Genomic DNA, 20,626 nt, shown 5'->3' with positions numbered 1-20,626 from the left:
TACTCCGTGTATATGGTCATTCTACTCGTTCGAGTATTGTGAAGAAATGGTGATGAGTTAAATTGGTTGAAAGGTTGGCGTTAAAGATCAGTAAATTTGCTTGCGCAAGCAAATAAAACAGCCTATAATACTTCACAGGGAGGTGAGTGATTGATCAAACGCTGGCTCATACTCATCACACTTGGTTTATTCTTCTTTATGGTGATTATTGATGGCACCATTGTTGTCGTTGCGGTACCGACCATCGCCTCGGCTTTGGCGGTGAGTCCGAGTCAGGTGAACTTGTTGCTGACGGTTTATCTCACCACGATCAGCGTTTGCCTGTTGTTCTTTGGTCAGTTGGCTGATCAATATGGCCGAACGCGGCTGTTCATCTGGGGCACCTATCTGTTTCTGATTGGCTCTGGGTTGGCTGGTTTTGGCGTTAACTTTCAGTTGATATTGGCCGCCCGAGTAGTGCAGGCAGTGGGTGCTAGTATGACCATGGCCACGAGTTATGCGATTGTTGCGGACGTTTTCCCACCCGCCATTTTGGGCCGTGCGCTGGGCATTGAATCGATCTTCATTTCAGCCGGCGCATTGGCTGGCCCTGGCATCGGTGGCCTGATCCTGAGTCAGTTGCCGTGGGGCTATATTTTCTGGGTGAACTTGCCGATTGGTGTCGTGTGTTTGTTAGTCGAATGGGCGGTTTTTCCGCGGACACATGCATTCTCTGGGGAAAAAAGCGTGGATGGCCGCGGCTTTCTGCAATTGATTGTGATTGGCGGGTTGTTGTTGCTCATCCAGATCAACAAGCAACCGTTGTTCACCGGAATTCTGGTCATTTTGATTGGCAGTTGCGCCTATTGGTTTTGGCGTCATGAGCGGCAGACGAAACAAGCAATGCTTGATACCCGGTTGTTTAGCAATCAGCGCTTTTCGCGGAATTTAGCGGCTTCGTTTTTGAACTATGTTGCGGCTTATTTTTTTACGCTGCTCGCACCGATTTATCTACAGTTGATGCTACGCTTGCCAGTGGCCTTGTCAGGCTATTTGTTGATGCTGACGCCACTTGTTTCGTTGGCTGCCAATCCAGTGGCTGGGGTGCTTAGTGACCGCTTTGATCGCCAGCGACTCATGCGAATCGGCTTGCTGATGCTGGTTTTGACGAATGTGGTCTTTGCCTTGCTGCCTCATCAAACGACAACTTGGCCATTTGTTATCGTGTCAGTCGCGTTTGCGGTTGGCACAGCGCTGTTCACGAATCCTAATAGTGTCGTGTTGATGCAAAGTGTCGATGCGACCATGCGCGGTCAGGTTGGCGCGGCCACTTCACTTGCTAGGCAGTTGGGGATGAGTATCGGTAGCGCCATTGCTGGTTTGGTGTTCTATCAAATCCTCGGGATCGTCAGCCCGCACACCACCGCCGTCCACGCCGCTCCGCAAGCTCTATTCGTTGCGCAGGGTGTCAGCTTCATGCTCGCAGCTGCTCTGTTTTTCATCGCCGTCATGTTGTTACGAAAGAAGGTAGAAAATGCCAAAAGAACCGGATGAATTGCTCTCAAGAGTCAATATCCTAGCGCGCCACATTCAACACGACTTGGATGTTGCGTTAGCGCCAACCACGCTCAGTGCGAGTAACTATTACTTTATCTTGAAGCTTGGCAAAGTCGATGAAATGCGGCAGGAAACACTTTTCAAAACGATTCACCTTAATCCCAGCAACGTCACACGACGATTGGCCCAGCTGATTGCGTTGGGACTCGTCGCAAAACGCCGATCCGACGAGGACAAACGTGCTTGGATTATCAGCCTCACGCCAAAAGGCCGGCGCCTGATCCCAATGGTGACGCAAATTGTGGCCGATTATGAAGCCACTTTGACAGCAAAACTGTCTGAAGCTAACAAAATTGAATTTGCCAGGATGCTTGATGTGCTTAACGAAACTGAAAAGGGGTCGGAATTTTGAAAAACGATATGCTGGCTTTATTGCCAATTCCCGAAGACTATCACGTGGTTCAAACAGACGTCCGCAAGCGAAATAAAGTGCAAGTGACGGTAGACCGCTATCAAAACGTTGATGAAGTGACGCCGAACAACAAGCATCTGACACTTGTGACTGATAGAAACGGCAACTTGATCAGTTTTAATGCTAGCACCTTCAAAAATGGCGGGAAACTGCCGTCAGCTGATAAAGCATTACGGCAGGCAGTCACGTTATTCAATCAGTTAGACCCAAATTATGCAGATGGTTTAAGCTACATGCGAACCGAGCAGCAAGAACGCCATTATGAAGATAACGGGATGCAGGTTAGCGCGCCAGTTTACTGGATCAAGTTTGCCCATCGCAACGGTTCCTATAACTGGGTCACCATCGGGCCCGACAACCAGATTATTGAAATTGAGCGCGAGTCGTTTTGGGATTACTTCAGAAATCGACGGGCAACCGAAATGTGGAACTATGACAATTGGGTTTTGGCGCGACAAGGCAAGATCCCACAATTAGCAGCACCTGATGCCTTAGCGTAAAGAGGTGACCGAATGGCAAAAGCAGATTTCGATACGCTTGTGACGCAACTGGGCGACTTGCGTGAACGTGCACGGCGCCTAGCAGACGAAGATTATATTAGTGCCAAGTACAAGGGCTATAGTTCCGAAGGTTTGACATTGGAAGAAGTCATGGGGGCGCTGGAAGAAACTGAAGGCGAAATTGAGAAACTGGAGCGTCAGTTAGCACGATTTGACGATGAATCATAGTGCTTTGAAATGAGAAGATGGTTTGAAAGGGTAACTTGAACATTCGGTTTTGCAGAAAAACATGCAGCGCACCAAGGCTTGGCATAGCAGCCAGACCTTGGTGCGTTTTTTGGCATCTGGGAGATCAATTTGAGAACCTCTTTTTGTCAATCAGTTTCCGGATCTTAGAATGTGTGTGGTGATTAAAGATTTGCAGCAACCTCTTCAGGCAAGAGAGCTAGTGTCACAAACCGTTTAGTCTTATTAGATATTTCGAGAAAATAAATCGGATTTGATTGAATGCCATTCTTTAAACAATATTCCTATATCATTTTTTAAATTTTACAGTTCGTTATAATAAATAATATCTGTTTTTCTTGACTTTCCTCCATAGATAAAGTACATTAGCGCTAAGCTCATGACTATATTATCTGATTGCCACCGTTTTCACAAAAACGAGGAGGATGGACTATTGAAAAGATTAGCAGGAACAGCCTGCTAGACAGCGCCATTCTCATAAGCAATGAATTTTAGAACACATCTGGCGGGTTCTTATATCCCCAAGATGGTGGTGGTTCCTTCACATGAAGTGATCTTCCGGGACCACAAACAACTCCGTATGATGGTGATGCTTATCAATACCGGTTCGCCGGTCCGCATTGGGCACAAACTAGTTTTTGGATTGGATAGTTAAAGCAACAATCGAATGAAACCTAGGTCTATGAGCTTAAGAAAAGGCGGATCTGAGCAAATCCGCCTTTTTGAATACTTATCAATGAGCCAATATGTTTGCAACTTCGTAGGTTTGACTTGAAAGAGAAAATGGGTGACTTTTATGTTGCAAAAGCTGAGAGACTCGAATTTTGTCACGATAATTTTGGCTGCCAAAGGGACGCTTCTGATATGCTGTCTATTGCTCTTCTGCTATTTACTATTTTCAACTTTGACAAATACGTTTTTAATTCCCACGAACGACCTTTTAGGGGATGTGGCTTCAATTTTAAAAGGAGAACTCTGGCGCGTTATAACGAGTACTGTGTACTTTTCTGAATGGACGCCTTTAATTAAGACGGTTCTTATAGTTTTGGCTCTTTGCCCGTTTATAGAATGGAAAATTGGCAGTCCTGCGCTTGTTATGAGCTTTTTTGCTTCTAGTTGGATCGGCATCTTGTTATTTTGCTTTGGACTTGGCGGTATCATTCGGTCAACAGTTGGCATAAACACCTACGTTTATGCTTTTTATGGCGGAACACTGTCAGTCTATGCTTTATTTCCACTGGCAGTATTGGCGTTCTTGATAAAGAAACCTGCCTTTTCTTTGTTGGCAAAGTGCGTTTTAGTTGGCGGTCTTTTGTTGTACTTTACAGTGGGGTTTTGGCCGAATTCAGATACACCAGAGCCTGCAGTCATTGTACAGATTAGTCAATTATGCGGTGTTCTTTCCGGCCTTTTCTGTGCCCTTATAGTCGTGGCGCTAAGAAATTGGAAGAAAGTTTCTTTCTTTTCTGCCAAACCGAGCAACTGATCTTATAAGACTTAAGAAAATTTGGTGCTAATGATGCTAATGAAAAGAAAACGGGTGAATTTTATGTTGTTAAAGTTGAGAAGACCCAATCTTTTATCCGTATTTTTGAATGCTAGAGGAACATTCCTTATCTGCTGCATATTGATAGTTTGTTATCTTTTGTTTTCGTTTTTAACGAATGTTCTTTTAATTCCATCAGCTAACTTTGTCGGGAGCATACCTTCAATTTTAAGAGGGGAACTTTGGCGAATTGTAACGAGCACAGTTTACCACTATGAATGGCCGCACTTAATGAAGAATATGCTTGCAGTGATGGTGCTTGGGCCATTTATTGAGTGGAAAATTGGCAGTGCGCCATTCGTCATTAGTTTTTTTGTTTCTAGTTGGCTTGGTGTCTTGCTGTTCTGCTTCGGGTTCGGAGGGTTCATTCAATCAGTGTTTGGAATAGGCACCTATATTGAGTCTTTTTACGGTGTGTCATTGTCAGCCTACGCCTTATTTCCACTAGCTATATTGGCATTTTTAATCGAAAAACCCACATTTTCCTTTATGACGAAGATTGTTGCGTTTACATCGACTCTTTATTACGTCACAGTGGGATATTGGCCGAATCCAGACATGTCAGATATTGAAAAACTTGTTCAGGTTGCGCATTCATGCGGCTTTCTAGCTGGTCTTTTCTGTGTATTTGTCATCTTGGTAATAAGGAATCGGGAGAAGATGGTGTCTTTTTCAAGTCGATCAAAATGATTGATCACGCTGATGAAGACGAATATGCCGCTATTTGAGTTTGATAATTCGGATCAAAATTAATGAGCGAAAACAGCCCAATTTAATGCCTGGCTTTGCGCGGCACCTGTTCGATCGAGACTCTCTCATAATGTGTCACACCATAGTGAACGTTATACGTGAGTCGCAGCAGTTGTCCTTTGGGGAAGGGGCCAGGATCATATTCGTCGGTTTTAAACGCAAGGACCTTCTCTCGGCCAGTGGCATCTTTCGCCGTTGCCCGATAGCGATAGCATTTTTGTTGCAAATTAACCGGAACGGTCACGGAGAATTTACTAAGTGGCCGGTTAACTTTGATGTAGTATGTGGTGCCGCCATCTCTGTATGAAGTCCACCATAAAGTCAGCCCAACAACAATGAGCAAAGCACTTATAAATCCGACTTTATAGAGGTTCTCCACTGTTTTGGTAGTTAGCTTTTTCACGCTAAGCATTTCCCTTCTGCTTTAAAAGTAGCCGCCAAAATCATTCTAGCAGCAGTGAGTATTTAACGTAATGATCTGATGAAGGCACCAGAAAACTGAATCTCATTTTTTGATCGCGCTGGTCATAGTTGGCTCGGTTTGTTGAAAAATGCATCGTGACCGGTTGCTCTGCTGCCAAAAGATTTTCTGCATGCGCAATCCGCTTGTTGTTTTTGTCAAAGATAGTATCAGTTTGATTGCTGATGCCATAAGGAATATTCAACCACACGTTTTCCAAGTAATTAAAGTTATTCTTTTTTTGACCGTAGTTTGCGGATCCTTTTTGTTGGATGGAAATTGTGACGGGGACGGTGACTTGGTCTTTGTTTTTCAGGACACGCGCTTTATTTACCGTAAAATCAACATTTTTGGCATGAACGAGTTGACCTTCTTTAATGAAGACTTCATGAGTGACCCCTTTTTGTTTAGTATTTGCGTTGACTTGGTGGTACCGAAATGCACCACCAATACCAATCAAAGCAATTAAACCGATAATGATAACCCAGATTTTGGTTTTAGATTTCTTGACTAATCGTCCCTTCTTTGACAAATAGCTTATGGGTTGCCACTTGTTCGACAAAGTCATGATCATGCGAGGCGATGATGAAAGTTGATCCGTTCGCATTGTAGGCCTGAATCAGTTGAATCAATTTAATGATGCTGTTATGATCCAGGGCATTTGTGGGTTCATCCAAGATAATGAGTGGATAGCCGCCTAAAAAAGCTTCAGCGATTCCCAGCTTTTGTTTCATACCTAATGAAAACTTGCGAACTTTTTGTTCTGGAAACCTCGTGAGTTCAAAATAATCTAGTAGGTTATGAATCTGCTTTGGCTGTAAAGTCGTATCCAATCTGGCTAATAGCTCTAAGTTCTTATAAGCGCTAAAGTCATCAATGAGACTAGGATTTTCAATTAAGATACCAGCCTTGATGGGATAGGCTTCTTGAACGTTGACGGATTTTCCGGCAACGGATACATCACCCGTCACCGTCATGAGTCCAAGTAACGCTTTTAAAATTAACGTCTTTCCAGAACCATTAATACCTTCAAGGGTTGTAATGCTGCCACGCTCAATCTCAGCGTTCACCTGATGTAAGAGCTCACGATGTTTAATGATTTTACTGACTTGATGTAGTTCGATAAAAGCCATAAAAAATTCTCCTTCAGTTTAAGTTGAGGCTACGTTCGATGATTAAGTAACCTAGTCCCGTCAAAATATTGATACTAAGCAAAATAAGAATGGGATACCAAGTACTTGTCTCTGTGATGCGAGTGAGCATGAGATAGCTCACTGGATTGCGCCGAAATGCTGTATACGCAGTCATGATGAGAGTGCTGGCAGGAATGATTAAAGCCAACGGTGGGTTAAAACGATTGCCAATAGCCTGAAGCAACAAGAGTAAGAAGACGCCCAGCCACGTGATACAAAAGAGACCGCCAACCGCTAATGCGCCATTCCAATTTCCAACGTGAAGCTCTGCAGAATGGGCAGTCATAGCAGTGATGAGCATGACAATTATCAATAGGACATCATAGACGGTTGTGACGAGGGCTATTAGTAGCAAATTGACCTCAGAAAATCTTCTGGGGGAAATTTGAAGTCCCCGTAAGTGCAGCGTTCGAGTTCGCCAAAGTTGTTGAAAACTATTAAGGAGAATTAACAGCGGGACAAAGAAGTAAGCAAACCATAATATGGGCAGCGTGACGCGGTGGGTTTCAACGGTGGCGTAACTGACGCCATCAAAAAATAGTGAGAAGACAGTTAGATGGGGATTTCCGGCAATTCGCGTGCTCAAAATAATCAAACTTATAAAGATGAGCCAGAAAAGAAAGCGTGTCCGAATAATATGCCAGAAAAATAGAAATTGGTTGTTAAACAATCGCCACATCATATATCCCTCCTGTTGACGATGAACGTCATTAAGGGAACCATTAAAAGCGCAATGCCTAGCATGATGATGCCTTTAGAAATCAGGGCAGCGTTTGAATCTAGCGTGGAAAAATCAAAAAATAACGAAGGTCGCCTCGAAATAACGAAAGTGAAGGACAGACTGTTGATCCCGAAACTAATAAAGAATGCAATTAATTTACTCTTGGTTGCGATTGCAAGCATCACAGTGATCAAGCCAAGTAGAAAAACCGCGATCCATAGGTAAACTGCGCGAATCAAAATAGGCAACCAGAGGTCTCCCAAAAAATTCAAATAACCGTTGACAGAAAGGACGAGAATATTGGCGAAGCCCCAAATGATGGCCATTGGCAGCATTGTGAAGCAAACGCGATAAAGCACTTGAAGGCTAACTATTTTTCGTGATTGATATAGCAGAATATCTTGTGGACGTATTTGAATCGCAGGTAGTAAGCCTAATAGATACGTTGGTATTAACCCACAAAATATGAGATGGCGCGGAAAGATTGTCGTCATTAGATTTTCGGGTGAAAAATCAGTTGAACTCATATTGTTGAGACCAGTTAAACTGATCATCAGCGAAACAAAACCGCAAACTAGATAAACCCTGAAGAAGGCTGTAGTTAGCAGGTTTTGTTGTCTGATCACATTATGATACAAGACGTTTCTCCCCAATCTGAGCAAGGCTGATGCAGTAAATGATCATGAGTAAGGTCACTATCCCAGTTACCGTGAGGTTGATATTCGCGTTTGGAGATAACTCGTGCAAGAAATCAGCCGGTGAGTAACTCGCCAAACTAGGGAGCGTCAAAAAGCTGTTAAGCATTAGAACTAGGATCTGAACACATAGTCCGGTACTGAGCGCAACAAAAGAGTTTTTGATCCATACGGAAGTAACCATGACAAATACGGAGAAAAGACCGCCCCATAGACTGGCAAATAAGATCGATATAGCAGCATGGAGGAGCGGATGAGCGTAGTACAAACCGACAAGCATTGTATTCTGATTGATTAAAAGAATATTGCTATTCAGTAAATTATCTGGCCTAATGTTTGGGAAAATTGTGAAGTAAAACAATAAATTAATTAGCAACGCAATTGCGATGATTGTGAAACCGGAAAGAAAAGCTATACCAACATAAGAACGGATCACTTTTTGAAAAGGAGAATGCAGTTTAACTTTCGCTAATAAACCGGAGTCAGCGTCGTTTTTTAGTAGCGATCCAGCTGGGATACTGGCAATCAAAGGTAACAAAATGAAGAAAAGGATCGGAGTAAAGTTAAAAGGATCAATCGATAACCAGCGGGTATAAGGAGATTCGCCCACAGGAATGAAATTCAATATCTGGGTCATCTGTAAACAACTGATGGCTAATGCAATTGACACCGCAAGCCATAGCCGCTTTTTGGGTAGCCGTAACGATAAAAATGACAACATCAAAACACCTCGCTCAAAATTAAATAGCATCCTTATGAATTGGATCATACAGTTTTTAAGCCTTAAACGTCAACTTATTTTTATAGATACCATTAGTTATTAATTATTTTTATGAGGGGGAAGCTTGATAAGATCGTGGCAATCAATCTAGGTGAAAGAGTAATCAAATATCATTTCGGGTATTGATGGTCGGCTTGTGTTCCTAAGGCGGAATTTATGTCAAAGGTTAAGATTAAGGCAACATTGTCATACCACGCTCAACCAATAAGGAAAAGCTGATACGATCATAGCAATCAATTTAGGTGAAAGGGTGATCAAAATGAGTTTCTCGCTATTGATGCTGTTGTTTTTCCTAGTTGGTATCTCGGTATTCCTGGTAGTCTTAAAGCAAAGCATCGCGGCTGGACGTGGTTAGGCCTTGGTCTGTCTGTCCTAGCAGCAATTATGTTTGTAGCGGTTGTCTTCCTTCGTTCCTGCTTCTAAACTCGCTTTCTTGCAAAACGATTAACGTTTATATCATCAAACTCAAGGTTAAGTTGAGATGGTTTCGCTACTTTGTTAATCTATTCACGTAGACAACAACATAAGGGAGGGACCATGTTTTGAAAAAGTGGGTTAAAATCGCAGGGCTGTTGGCACTGATGAGTGTCGTGCTGGTTGGTTGCAGTAGCGGGGCGAGTTCAAAGTCGAGTTCGTCAAGCTCAAAAGCGAACAAAGTAGCTAGCAGCAAGGTCACTAGTGGGGCTTCACAGCAGGCCTACACAGATCCGAAGACGATGAAGGGCAAGTATGACATCGTGATTGTCGGTGCTGGTGGTGCCGGGATGACGGCTGCCATCGAGGCGAAGCAGCAAGGGATGAATCCCGTCATTCTTGAAAAAATGCCCGTTGCTGGGGGGAATACGCTGAAAGCCTCTAGCGGTATGAATGCCAGTCAGACAAAGGTTGAAGCTGCCCAAGGGGTTAAGGACAGCAATGATCAGTTCTATGAAGAAACGCTAAAAGGTGGCGGCGGAACGAATGATAAAGCGCTGCTGCGCTATTTTGTCGACAACTCAGCCAGCGCCATTGATTGGCTCGACTCGATTGGGATTAAGCTGGACAAACTGACGATTTCCGGTGGGATGTCGGTCAAGCGCACGCATCGGCCACACGATGGTTCAGCGGTTGGCGGTTATCTCGTTGATGGGCTCGTGAAAGAAGTCAAAAAAGAAAAGATTCCGCTGTTTGTGAACTCGGATGTTACCAAGTTGAATGAAACAGATGGTAAAATCAGCGGGGTCACCGTCAAGATCAATCAAGACAAGACGAAAAAAATCGCAGCCAAGGCCGTGATTGTGACCACTGGCGGTTTCGGGGCAAGTAAGCAAATGATCAAGAAATATCGCCCTGATCTGGCTCATTACGTCACCACTAACCAAGCTGGCGCAACCGGTGATGGCATCAAGATGATCGAGAAAGTCGGCGGCTATGCGATCGACATGAATAAGATCCAAATTCATCCAACCGTTAACCAAAGCAAGCATATTCTCATTGGGGAAGCGACTCGCGGTGAAGGCGGCATTTTAGTTAACCAAAGCGGGAAGCGGTTCTATAACGAAATGAATACCCGTGACAAGGTTTCCGCTGCCATTAACAAGCAAAAAGGTAAGGATGCTTGGGTCGTGATTGATACAGGCGTCCGCCAACGGTCGAGTGCCATTGACTTTTATATCAAGGATAAGCTCGGTGTCGAAGGCAAAACCCTTGATGAACTCGCCAAGAAAATGAAGGTGCCAGCGGCCACGTTATCCAAGACGGTTTCAACTTGGAACGAAGCGGTCACCAACAAAAAGGATGCCGAGTTTGGTCGGACAACTGGGATGGACCATGGCCTCACCACCGGTCCTTACTATGCTTTCAAAATCGCCCCAGGCATCCATTACACCATGGGCGGCGTGAAGATCAACACCAAGACTGAGGTGCTGACAAAGAAGCAACAACCAATCCCAGCACTATACGCAGCCGGTGAAGTCACCGGCGGCCTACACGGCGACAACCGAATCGGTGGCAATTCCGTCGCCGACATTGTGATCTTTGGTCGCCAAGCAGGAACGCAGGCGGCGGCTTACGTGAAAGCACAACAGTAACCTGAATGACTTAAAGGCGGTTCTCGTCAGATGAGAATCGCTTTTTTGATGCGCTGAAAATGGCGGTGTCCGCTCAACCCCCAAAATTCATATGCTCCATAATTGTTAGGCAGGCAAGCCTAGCCGTTATGGGGCTTTTTGTCACTTACCGAGGCCGAAACTTGAAGAATGATGAGCAAGGTGTACTTCGTTTCCCAAGTTAAGGAAAAAGGTTCTACTTTTCGGTATGTAAGCGCTTGCTTAGTATAGAAGCTGTAAGGAGGCAAAGCAATGCGAGAAAGATTGACGAATCTTCTGCGAACATTGTTGGACAGTTCGGCAAGTTCTTTATCTGATTTAGGCAAGCAATTCAACGTCACGACAAAGACGATTCGAAATGAGATTCAGGTTTTAAATGAAGTTTTGGCGGAGAAAAACTTACCCTTATTCGATATCAAAAGAGGTGTCGCCTACAATCATATCTCAACGCAACAGCGGCATTCGCTGTCTGACGTCCTTGATTTTGACAGCATCAGTCAAGGCGCTTTAACCCCTGAGCAACGTGCTGTGTATCTCTTATTGGATTTGCTTCAAGCCACCCAACCGGTTTATCTCGTCGATGAACAAGAAAAGATGCAGATTAGTAAAAGCTCAATGGATTCTGATCTCCGCAACTTGCGGGCTGATCTAGCAAAATACAATCTAACACTCACGACCAGCCCAAAGTTAGGCGCACAGATTGAAGGCAACGAGCGATCAATTCGAACGATGTTTGGGGATGTCCTAACACGGCAACATGCTTTGGTCACCTTGATTGCCCAGCAATTAATCGCCAGCGGGATGTATGTCGACAAGATGAAGGAAGTCTTTACCAAACAAGATGTGACCTATATCCGGGACTTACTACGCCGTTGTTTTCCAAAAGGGGCCTTGGCCGCCAACGACATGTACAGCCAGCAAGTGACCGTGTTACTCATTATCTGGTTACACCGTGTTCGCAGCGGGCACTATGTCAAAGATGATGAAACTGCCGTTGATCTCAATAAGGAAAATGCCAAGTTTCTCAATGAACTCATTCAGCATTATGCCTTACAAATTGATGTCGCCAGCGAGTTAGGTTATGTCGGTTTTCTGATCAACAGTTTTAATCGTCGCGGTGCGATTGATCTTGACGACTGGGTCAAGGCCCAGATTTTCAGCGTTGCGCTCATTGATCATATGGAAACTGAAATTGGCTTTCCATTTTCTAAAAACGAAAAGCTTTTCGAAGAGCTATATAACCATATGACCGCTTTGTTCAAGCGCTTGTCACAGCACGTCAAAGTGGTTAATCCGTTGAGAAAGACGATCCAGCAAGGCTATGGGCCGATCTATGACGCGATTGATCGTTTCTTCAAGACGGGACGCTATCAGCTGACCATGTCTGATGATGAGAAGGCATTTCTGGCGATGTATTTCTCAGCGACACAAGCTGAGGATCGCCAGCGCCAAGACTATCAGTATCAAGCCGCAGTTGTCTGCAACTTCGGCACGGCGACGGGCAGAGTGTTGGCAGCCAAACTGGAGGAACGGTTTAACATTGATGTTCTTGCCGTTTTGAGCACGTCTGAAGTTGGCATTCTCCGCAAATTACCGGTCAGCTTAGTTTTCAAAACAGTCGACATGCCAATCGATAAAATCCCGAGTTTGAAGGTTAATCCCATTCCTTCAGAAGTTGATTTGACCCGAGTTGCCGCGTTTTTGAAGAAACACACAACGTTAACTAAGTACGAAGGCCGTACGTTAGATCCAACAAGACTATTTCGCCCAGTTCTGGATGTGCTGAAAACCCATCAGGTGACAGTTGATAAACGACTATTAGCTGATCTGCAAGCAGCATTCAAGGAGAACCATGTCGAAATTAATGAAAGGGAGGTTCAGCCTATGTTGAAAGATTTAATCAACGATCACCAGATCCAGCTTCAACAGAAAGCTGATGATTGGGAAGATGCGATCCGTATTTCAGCAAAACCATTGCTTGACGAGGATTACATTACCAAAAATTATATCCAAGCGGTGATTGATTCAGTTAAGAAATTCGGTCCGTATATTGTCATTGGACCTGCCATCGCGCTAGCCCATGCACGGCCAGAGGATGGGACAAAGAAGCTTGGCGTGACGATCACAACGTTGGCGAAACCAATCAACTTTGGCAATCCAGACAATGATCCCGTGAAGATCATCTTCTGTCTGGCCGCGGTCGATAATTATTCGCATCTCAATGTCATGAAAGCCATTGTCCAACTCATCAATGATCAGCAAAAAGTTGATCAGCTGGCGCAACAAACAGATATTCAAACCTTTAAAAACATTTTATTCAACGAGAAAACGTCAAAGGAGACGATTTAAATGACCAGGAAATTAACGATTTACTTCATCTGTGGTGCCGGCCTAGGATCCTCCTTAGCTTGCCAGATGACCGCAGAAGACGTTTTGAACCGTTTGGGATTAGATGAAAACCTTGAACATGAGGCGATTTCATCAACACCAGGTTTACGGACGGACATCATTGTCTCGGCAGAAAATTTTGCTTCGCAGTTCAAACAATATGACCTCGATCCAGCCATCAAGTTTGTCTTTCTGCACAACATTGTTGATCCAGACGAAATCGAAGCCAAGCTCGTGCCAGTTATTAAAGAATTGTCGGAAAAATCAGCCTGAACAACAGAGCGTGAGCTGGCGTGGTTAGAGACCGGAGTATAAGCGGCCTTGAATGTGATGGTCGGGCTTTGGCCATTGCACCCAAGGTCCCTATGTGGCGGTTTCCGCGCCAGTGATCGCGTTTAAAAGGGGGAATCAATCATGGTTGTGGTTAACTTTATTATTCAAAATATTCTGACTCAGGCAGCCATCACCATTGCGTTAATCGCGATGCTGGGCTTGCTTCTACAACGCAAGTCCTTTGGCGCGGTCCTAACTGGAACCTTCAAGACACTGCTGGGATTTCAAGTATTATCAGCAGGGTCCGCCATTATTGTCACAGCACTGACGTATTTCGGAAAGATTTTTCAACATGGTTTTCACCTAAAAGGGGTTGTACCCAGCATTGAGGCGATCAATGGTCAAGCCATGAATACGCTGGGGTTGGGAAATGAAATTGCCTTAACCTTTTTGGGCATTTTCATTGTCAACATTATCATTGCGCGGTTCTCGCCATGGAAATATATTTTCCTAACCGGACAGGCGCTGTTGTGGATGTCGACCATGACGGTTGTCGGCGGCAAGATAGCTGGCTTCAATTCAGTCGTGACCATTCTTGTTGGTAGTGTTATCAGGGGAATTTTCGCGGTGGCCATGCCAGCCATTGCGCAGCCTTTTGTTCGTAAGATTACCAAGGGCGATGCCATTGCTTTAGGACACTTTTGTACGATCGGCTACATGGTAGAAGCAGGCGCCGCTTGGATCTTCGGTGAACGTGGCGAAAAGAAACACTCGATTGAAGACATCAAGTTACCAAAGTACATGGAATTCTTGCAAGACACATATCTCTCTGTTGCTGTTGTGATGGTGCCATTGTTTATGATCACCGCGGCTTTTGCAGGTCCTAAGTACGCCGGTAACGGCACGAGTCTGAACTATATCATGAATGCTTTCATGATGGGCATTCAGTTTGTTGTCGGGGTCTATGTCCTACTTGCAGGTGTTCGGCTCTTACTTGGTGAAATCGTTCCGGCTTTCCGTGGTATTGCGATGAAACTGGTACCAAATGCGAAACCAGCACTTGACTGTCCAGTCTTGTTCCCATTCTCACCAAACGCGGTCATCTTAGGTTTCATTACGACAACCATTGGGACCGTCATTGGCATGTTCTTGATGCCTGTTTTCGGACTCGCTGTCATTCTGCCGGGGATGTTAACTAACTTCTTCGCTGGCGGGACTGCAGGGATCTTCGGAAACGTTGTCGGCGGCCGCCGCGGGGCCATCATTGGCGGCATTATCCACGGCCTGTTCATCACCTTGTTGCCAGCGCTGCTAGTCACGGCCTTGACCTCGTTTGGCTTCGTGAATGCTTCGGCAACTGACTCCGATACGATCGTGGCCATGCTGATGTATGCCTGGATCCTAACGCCGATTCTTAAAGCAGTTTAAAGAAAGGGGCACGACTATGTTTGGCAGTTTATTTAAAAAGAAAGACACGCAGAAACAACCATCCGCGGTGCCAAAAGAAGTCAATCAATCACTTTCGACAACCGAAGCTGCTGCTCTAACCAAAAAAGTGGCGGCATTGACGACTCAAATTGAACAGATAACCGATGATAAAGACAAACGCCACCTGCTATACAACCAATTAGGCGCTACTCAGGTTAAATTAGGCAACGACTTAGAGGCAATCGCAGCTTATGAAGCGAGTGTCAAAGATAAAGAAGAGTTTGGGGATGCATACAATGCCTTGCTGAACCTATACGAGACGCAGCGAAAACAAGCGGCAAAAGCGAAAAATGATGACGACATTCAAAAATGGGTCACAAAAACGGATGCATTGCTCGATATGTCCAAACGGGTCATGCGGTCAGGTTTTGGTTATTAATCTGCTGGGAGGCAATCTACTATGTACAAGAACTTAAAGCAATTGATGGATGAAGCGCAAGCACTTGATTATACAGTTGGCGCCTTTAATGCGCACAACTTGGAAATGGTGCCATCAATGATCACGGCTGCAAAGGATGCAGGATCGCCAATTATCATTCAAACAAGTGTTGCGACGGCTGAATACGTTGGCATGAAGAACTTTGTTGCGGTTTGCAAATCCATGGCACAAGATCTGTTAGTCGATGTTGATCTGCATTTAGATCACGCTAAGTCATTTGATGCCATTAAAGAAGCCATTGATGCTGGCTATTCCTCTGTGATGTTTGACGGTTCAGCGCTGCCGAATAAGGAAAACATGGAACGGGCACGCCGGGTAGCCGACTATGCACATGAACATGGTGTTTCAGTCGAGTGCGAAATCGGCACAATCGGTGGGACTGAAGAAGGTGTGACCGTCAAGGAAGGCCGGTATACTGACCCGCAACAAGCCATTGCCTTCTTGAATAACGTAGATGTCGAAGCACTAGCTGTCGGCGTTGGTACTCACCACGGCCAATTCAAATCAAAGACCGAATTGAACTGGCCTTTGATTGAAGAATTGCACAAAGAAATCAGCAAACCAATGGTCATTCACGGCGGTACCGGCGTGAACGAAGCTGATTATCATCGTTTGACCGAAAACGGCTTCCGCAAGTTCAATGTTGGAACCGAATTATTAGTTGGTTGGACCCGGAAAGCCAAAGAAATGTTCGGTCAGACCGAGGTCAACAACTCGCTGCGGAACAACATCGAACCATGCAACCAAGTTGTCTACGATATCGTCAAGCACAAGAGTGGTTTGTTCTTAAATAAAGATGCCGAAGTGCCAATTAACGCGTAAGTGGGGAAGAGCGTAACCCGGCTAGAAGTCGACGTGTGACTGTGATGAATTGCGATCAAGGTCCTTAAACGAAGACTTCCGAGCTAGGGAGCCCGTCTAGAGGAGAGGATGACATGATGAGCGATCAAAAGCAGATCTTGGTCCTGCTAGCAGGTGCGCCAGGCACAGGCAAAACGTATACTGCAAATAAGATCATGCAAGCAATCAGCGGATTCGTCTCCCTGCCGCTCGATCTTTTTAAAGAACATCTTTACGATGAGTTAGGCTTTGATAATCTTGAGGAAAAGCAACTCCTCGATGCAGAAGCGAGAGCACGATACTACCGCGGCATTGGCATGCTGATGCAGGAACACAAAATGATTCTGGGCGACTATCCCTTCAGCCGATTGCAAAAACCAGCGCTCGAAAAATTGGCAGCCAAACATCACTATGCGGTTATCACCATCAGATTAGAAGCAGACATCAAGGTACTCTATGATCGCCAGCGAAAACGCGACCTATCCGATCCCCGTCATCTTGGTCATCTCATGAATCACTATCATCGCGGTGATACACTCGAAAACATCAGCGAAACGCCTGATGGCATGCCGACATTTGAAGTGTTTAGCAATCGCGTGCAAGATCGAGGCTACCAGACGTTTCAGCTAGGTCAGTTGATTCGGGTGGATGTGAGTGATTATGGGGCAGTGGATTATCGGGGGTTGGTGGAGGCGTTGAGAGAAGCGATTAGAGGCGTTGAACTGTCAACCCGATAGTGAAATTAGTTATCAAGATTTGTGACTTTTAATAATAGTTTGCAAATAACCTTGTCCTGAGCTTTGGAAACAAGGTTATTTTTGTGGGGATTTTTGTAATTGTAACGAAGTGCACAAAAGAGAATGCTAGACTTGTTTAAATAGAAAGCTGTTTATCAAGAGTTTTGGGAAAAAAGGCTCAACTTTATTTAAAAATAATCTTGACTAGTGAATAAATTCACTTATAGTAGTTACTGTTGGTAGCTACCATTTTGAGACTTTCATTTCTGAGGGGAGATGATGAATTGTGGATCCTGAACTAACAGACTTGTTCAAGCAGTTTCATTTTTCTAAGTACGAGAGTCAGTGTTACGTCACGATGCTTCAATTACCAGCGAGTACCGGGTACGAAATCGCAAAACGATCAGGTATTCCGCGGTCAAAAATCTATGAAGTTCTGAATCGTATGACGGAACGTGGCATTGTTTTGGCAAGCAAGAGTGATCCAACGTATTACAACGTTATCTCTGCTGATGAATTAGTGACAACACTCGGACACCAAGCTTCTGCCCAGTTGGCACGAATAAAAACACGATTAGCGAATGTGGAGACTAAACAAGATGGTGAACTGATTTATTCAATTCCCAACAGAAAACAGACACAGGACAAACTGTCAGACTTATTGGCGCATTGCGAGAAGTCGCTTTACTTACAAATCTGGAAAGAAGATATCAGTTCGGACATTTTAGGAGAACTAACACGACTTTCTAAGATTCTTGATCATTTCGTTGTCATTCTGTTTAGTAATCGTCATGACTATCACATGCCTTTTACACGAGTATATCCGCACTGGTTTGAACGTGATAAACTACTGGACTTCGGCGGCCGTTGGGTTAATGCCGTCATTGATGGTGCTGAGGTTCTTTATGGCACTTTCGGGGATGAAGGTGATGATGTCATCTATACGAGAAATCATTCGTTTGTTTTCATTGCGCAAGAATATGTGATTCACGATGCGTATGATCTGAGAACGCTGGAAACTTTAGATGCAGCAGCAAAGAAGGCGTTTGGTCCGGATCTCGAAGGCGTCAGAGATATTTATATGATGGATAGAAAAGGGAAGAATGCTCATGATTAAGATCTTATTGGGATTAATCGTACTAATTAATTTAGGCTTTGTATTTTACTTTATCCGTGACTTGCTCCGGCATCGTTCAGAGGTTATGTCGGAACCTGCAACGACATGGGCATTGCCATTTAGCTCATTTATTATTTTCTTACTTTCAACTTTTGGCATTTCTGATTTTGCTATCAGCACGGCACTTTACCCTAAGGCTAAATGGGTTTCAATTAAGAAACTGCCAGGCACCTTAAACACGCAATGTGTTGTCCCCGTTGCTGCAATGGCACTTTCTTACATCACCGCCATTACTGTCGATATTAAAACGCTAGCTGTATGTATCATCGCGGCAGTCATTGGTGCTTACATCGGACCTAGGTTTGTTGTTAAACTGCCAGCTAACACAATTAAGAAGTTTGTGACAGCAGGTCTGATTATTGCCGCGTTAATGATTTTAGCGGGTAAGTTCAATTGGATTCCTGCTAACGGAACAGCAACGAGCTTATCTGGCTGGAAATTAATGCTAACTGCAATCCTGCTGTTCATTTATGGTGCTCTTAACAACATCGGTATTGGTTCCTATGCTTTGACGATGGCCACGGTTTATGCGATGGGGCTCAATCCATCAGCTGCTTTTCCAATCATGATGGGAGCCGCAACATTCTCAGTTTCAACGAGTTCGATTCAATTCGTTAAGTTGGCTGATTATAGTCGGAAAATCACATTATTCACTTCAACTTTTGGTGTGCTGGGTGTCTTAGTTGCCGTCTTTTTCGTTAAAAGCTTAGATACTAGTATGTTACAGTGGCTGGTTATCATTGTGCTACTTTATTCCGCAATCAGCATGGCATTGTCCTTGCGTCAAAAGGGAGAAGCATAGCATTGCTGTTTCAGGTTCAACAATTATAGGAGGATTATGATGCGCGTTTTAACGAAAAAAGATGTTCAAGCAGTTTACTCAATGAAAGATGCAATCGCTGATGATAAGATTGCACTGGCAGCCTATTCAAAGGGTGATGCCACCGTTCCATTGAGAACGAATATTGATATCAAACCTGATAATGGCCAAAGTCTTTACATGCCTGGTTATGCAGCCGTTAAAGAACCAGCATTAGGTGTGAAGATCGTATCCGTTTACCCTAATAACATTGATAAGGGTCTTCCTAGCGTTCCCGCAACAATGGTTAGTCTGAACCCAAAGACTGGTATTGTGTCAGCAATTATTGACGGTACTTACCTTACTCAGCTTCGAACAGGTGCGCTTCAAGGTGCAGCCACTGATTTGATGGCTAACCCTGATGCAAAAGTGGCAACGCTCATCGGTACTGGCGGTCAGGCACCAACACAACTAGAGGCCATGCTAAACGTTCGTCAATTGACGCGTGTTTACGTTTCAGATATTGATAAAGATCGTGCTGCAAAGTTTGCACAGGACATGACAAGACGCTTTGGTAAGCAATTTAAGGTTGAAATTCTCCCAGCAGTTGACTTACAAAAGGCTATTCGAGCATCTGATATCATCACATCGGTCACAACATCAAAACAGGCGACTTTTGATGCTGCCGATGTTAAACCGGGAGCACATATCAACGGTATCGGCGCATACACTCCGCAAATGCATGAGATCCCCGCAGAACTAGTTAAACAGGCAGATATTGTTATCTTTGATACGATGGATGGCGTATTAGCCGAAGCGGGAGATATGATCAGTCCACTGAAGAATGGGCTGGTTTCAAAAGATCAGTATTCAGGTGAGTTAGGACAACTTATTAATGGCGATATTAAAGGCCGAGATAGCCATGACCAAATCACATTGTTCAAGGCCGTTGGCACCGCCGTTTTAGATGTCGTTGTTGCTGAAAAAATTTTACAAGCGGCGGTGAAAGCAGACAAAGGGACTACGATTGATCTGTAGTAGCCTGAAGGATTAAATGTTGGTCGGCATTATTTAAAACTGCAAAGCTGAATAGAGACTACGTAAAAGGCGTCTTGATTGAGAGTGAAAATTCTTAATCAAGACGCCTTTCTTAAGTTGCAGGAGATTTATCACGTGAGACATAGGGTCTTCAAAGGTCACTTAAAGCTGTCCCGCAAAGCGCATTAACGGCGTTAGTTATTTGATCCTTTCTTGGCATTAATCGTTGCACCTTAACCAGTCATAGTAGGTACTGCGGGGGATATGGAACACTTTGAGAACGATGTGCATGATACAGGTGATCCTGCCAGAGTTCAATTCCTACAGATAGCATTAATGTTAATAAATAGCTTTGATGTATATAAATAGAATTAATAGTATATTTGTTATTGAAATGACGAAAGTAAGATGGAAAGTCTATATCAAAAATTGCTGATGCTATGTTTATAATATAATTTTT

The 20,626-nt window shown here is 44.3% G+C and carries 22 protein-coding genes; 16 read left to right on the top strand and 6 right to left on the bottom strand.

Going from position 1 to position 20,626, the window contains the following annotated elements; translation table 11 throughout:
- Positions 1-150: 150 nt before the first annotated feature.
- The 6 genes from ACWPAB_RS04390 to ACWPAB_RS04365 all read left to right on the top strand — a co-directional run bounded on the left by ACWPAB_RS04390 (position 151) and on the right by ACWPAB_RS04365 (position 4,990).
- Positions 151-1,533 (top strand): MFS transporter, encoded by a 1,383-nt coding sequence (locus ACWPAB_RS04390; RefSeq protein WP_003577569.1) that lies wholly within the window; start codon positions 151-153, stop codon positions 1,531-1,533.
- Positions 1,514-1,948, top strand: coding sequence for a MarR family winged helix-turn-helix transcriptional regulator (locus ACWPAB_RS04385; RefSeq protein WP_003577571.1), 435 nt, complete (start codon positions 1,514-1,516; stop codon positions 1,946-1,948). Before ACWPAB_RS04390 ends, ACWPAB_RS04385 begins: the two co-directional genes overlap by 20 nt.
- Complete coding sequence (locus tag ACWPAB_RS04380; RefSeq protein WP_003577573.1) at positions 1,945-2,508, top strand: hypothetical protein; 564 nt, start codon at positions 1,945-1,947, stop codon at positions 2,506-2,508. The genes ACWPAB_RS04385 and ACWPAB_RS04380 overlap by 4 nt, the downstream gene beginning before the upstream one ends.
- Before the next feature lie 12 nt (positions 2,509-2,520).
- A complete protein-coding gene (locus ACWPAB_RS04375; protein WP_003573429.1) occupies positions 2,521-2,736 on the top strand; it encodes a hypothetical protein in 216 nt (71 codons plus the stop codon).
- Between the two features lie 814 nt (positions 2,737-3,550).
- A complete protein-coding gene (locus ACWPAB_RS04370) occupies positions 3,551-4,240 on the top strand; it encodes a rhomboid family intramembrane serine protease (RefSeq protein WP_003577575.1) in 690 nt (229 codons plus the stop codon).
- Between the two features lie 63 nt (positions 4,241-4,303).
- Positions 4,304-4,990, top strand: coding sequence for a rhomboid family intramembrane serine protease (locus ACWPAB_RS04365; protein ID WP_003577577.1), 687 nt, complete (start codon positions 4,304-4,306; stop codon positions 4,988-4,990).
- An 82-nt stretch (positions 4,991-5,072) separates the two neighbouring features.
- On the opposite strand, the gene ACWPAB_RS04360 is transcribed toward ACWPAB_RS04365, so the two are convergent.
- The 6 genes from ACWPAB_RS04360 to ACWPAB_RS04335 are packed head-to-tail and all read right to left on the bottom strand — an operon-like array spanning position 5,073 to position 8,840.
- Positions 5,073-5,462: a YxeA family protein gene (locus tag ACWPAB_RS04360; RefSeq protein WP_003577579.1), complete on the bottom strand. Its 390-nt coding sequence runs from the start codon at positions 5,460-5,462 to the stop codon at positions 5,073-5,075.
- A gap of 31 nt (positions 5,463-5,493) precedes the next feature.
- Positions 5,494-6,042 (bottom strand): hypothetical protein, encoded by a 549-nt coding sequence (locus tag ACWPAB_RS04355; protein WP_016381753.1) that lies wholly within the window; start codon positions 6,040-6,042, stop codon positions 5,494-5,496.
- Entirely contained in the window at positions 6,008-6,643 is a 636-nt protein-coding gene (locus ACWPAB_RS04350; protein ID WP_016381752.1) for an ATP-binding cassette domain-containing protein, read from the bottom strand. The genes ACWPAB_RS04355 and ACWPAB_RS04350 overlap by 35 nt, the downstream gene beginning before the upstream one ends.
- Positions 6,644-6,656: 13 nt before the next feature.
- Positions 6,657-7,382, bottom strand: a complete 726-nt coding sequence (locus ACWPAB_RS04345; RefSeq protein ID WP_016381751.1) for a hypothetical protein — start codon at positions 7,380-7,382, stop codon at positions 6,657-6,659.
- Positions 7,382-8,062, bottom strand: coding sequence for a hypothetical protein (locus ACWPAB_RS04340; protein WP_003577587.1), 681 nt, complete (start codon positions 8,060-8,062; stop codon positions 7,382-7,384). Before ACWPAB_RS04340 ends, ACWPAB_RS04345 begins: the two co-directional genes overlap by 1 nt.
- Positions 8,052-8,840, bottom strand: coding sequence for a hypothetical protein (locus tag ACWPAB_RS04335; RefSeq protein ID WP_003577590.1), 789 nt, complete (start codon positions 8,838-8,840; stop codon positions 8,052-8,054). The genes ACWPAB_RS04340 and ACWPAB_RS04335 overlap by 11 nt, the downstream gene beginning before the upstream one ends.
- A 602-nt stretch (positions 8,841-9,442) precedes the next feature.
- Here ACWPAB_RS04335 and ACWPAB_RS04330 point away from each other — a divergent pair.
- From ACWPAB_RS04330 to ACWPAB_RS04285, 10 genes are all read left to right on the top strand, one after another.
- Positions 9,443-10,969: a flavocytochrome c gene (locus tag ACWPAB_RS04330; RefSeq protein WP_003604280.1), complete on the top strand. Its 1,527-nt coding sequence runs from the start codon at positions 9,443-9,445 to the stop codon at positions 10,967-10,969.
- Between the two features lie 270 nt (positions 10,970-11,239).
- Complete coding sequence (locus ACWPAB_RS04325; RefSeq protein ID WP_161515583.1) at positions 11,240-13,336, top strand: BglG family transcription antiterminator; 2,097 nt, start codon at positions 11,240-11,242, stop codon at positions 13,334-13,336.
- On the top strand, positions 13,337-13,648 hold the full coding sequence (locus tag ACWPAB_RS04320; protein ID WP_003563244.1) for a PTS sugar transporter subunit IIB: 312 nt from the start codon (positions 13,337-13,339) through the stop codon (positions 13,646-13,648).
- A 141-nt stretch (positions 13,649-13,789) separates the two neighbouring features.
- Positions 13,790-15,076, top strand: a complete 1,287-nt coding sequence (locus tag ACWPAB_RS04315) for a PTS sugar transporter subunit IIC (protein WP_016381749.1) — start codon at positions 13,790-13,792, stop codon at positions 15,074-15,076.
- A gap of 16 nt (positions 15,077-15,092) precedes the next feature.
- Positions 15,093-15,515 carry a hypothetical protein gene (locus ACWPAB_RS04310; RefSeq protein WP_003563248.1) on the top strand — a complete coding sequence of 141 codons (423 nt, stop codon included), beginning with the start codon at positions 15,093-15,095 and terminating at the stop codon, positions 15,513-15,515.
- Between the two features lie 21 nt (positions 15,516-15,536).
- A complete protein-coding gene (locus ACWPAB_RS04305; protein ID WP_003563251.1) occupies positions 15,537-16,397 on the top strand; it encodes a class II fructose-bisphosphate aldolase in 861 nt (286 codons plus the stop codon).
- Between the two features lie 113 nt (positions 16,398-16,510).
- Positions 16,511-17,152: an AAA family ATPase gene (locus ACWPAB_RS04300; RefSeq protein ID WP_003577611.1), complete on the top strand. Its 642-nt coding sequence runs from the start codon at positions 16,511-16,513 to the stop codon at positions 17,150-17,152.
- A gap of 286 nt (positions 17,153-17,438) precedes the next feature.
- Positions 17,439-18,269 carry a TrmB family transcriptional regulator gene (locus ACWPAB_RS04295; RefSeq protein ID WP_003563255.1) on the top strand — a complete coding sequence of 277 codons (831 nt, stop codon included), beginning with the start codon at positions 17,439-17,441 and terminating at the stop codon, positions 18,267-18,269.
- A complete protein-coding gene (locus ACWPAB_RS04290) occupies positions 18,262-19,131 on the top strand; it encodes a sulfite exporter TauE/SafE family protein (RefSeq protein ID WP_003563257.1) in 870 nt (289 codons plus the stop codon). Before ACWPAB_RS04295 ends, ACWPAB_RS04290 begins: the two co-directional genes overlap by 8 nt.
- A gap of 39 nt (positions 19,132-19,170) precedes the next feature.
- Positions 19,171-20,166 (top strand): ornithine cyclodeaminase family protein, encoded by a 996-nt coding sequence (locus tag ACWPAB_RS04285; protein WP_003577615.1) that lies wholly within the window; start codon positions 19,171-19,173, stop codon positions 20,164-20,166.
- Positions 20,167-20,626 lie beyond the last annotated feature (460 nt).

This window comes from Lacticaseibacillus sp. 30 (genome assembly GCF_053819265.1).
Note: the sequence above shows the minus strand (reverse complement) of the source record. Positions and strands in the feature narration are given on the sequence as shown.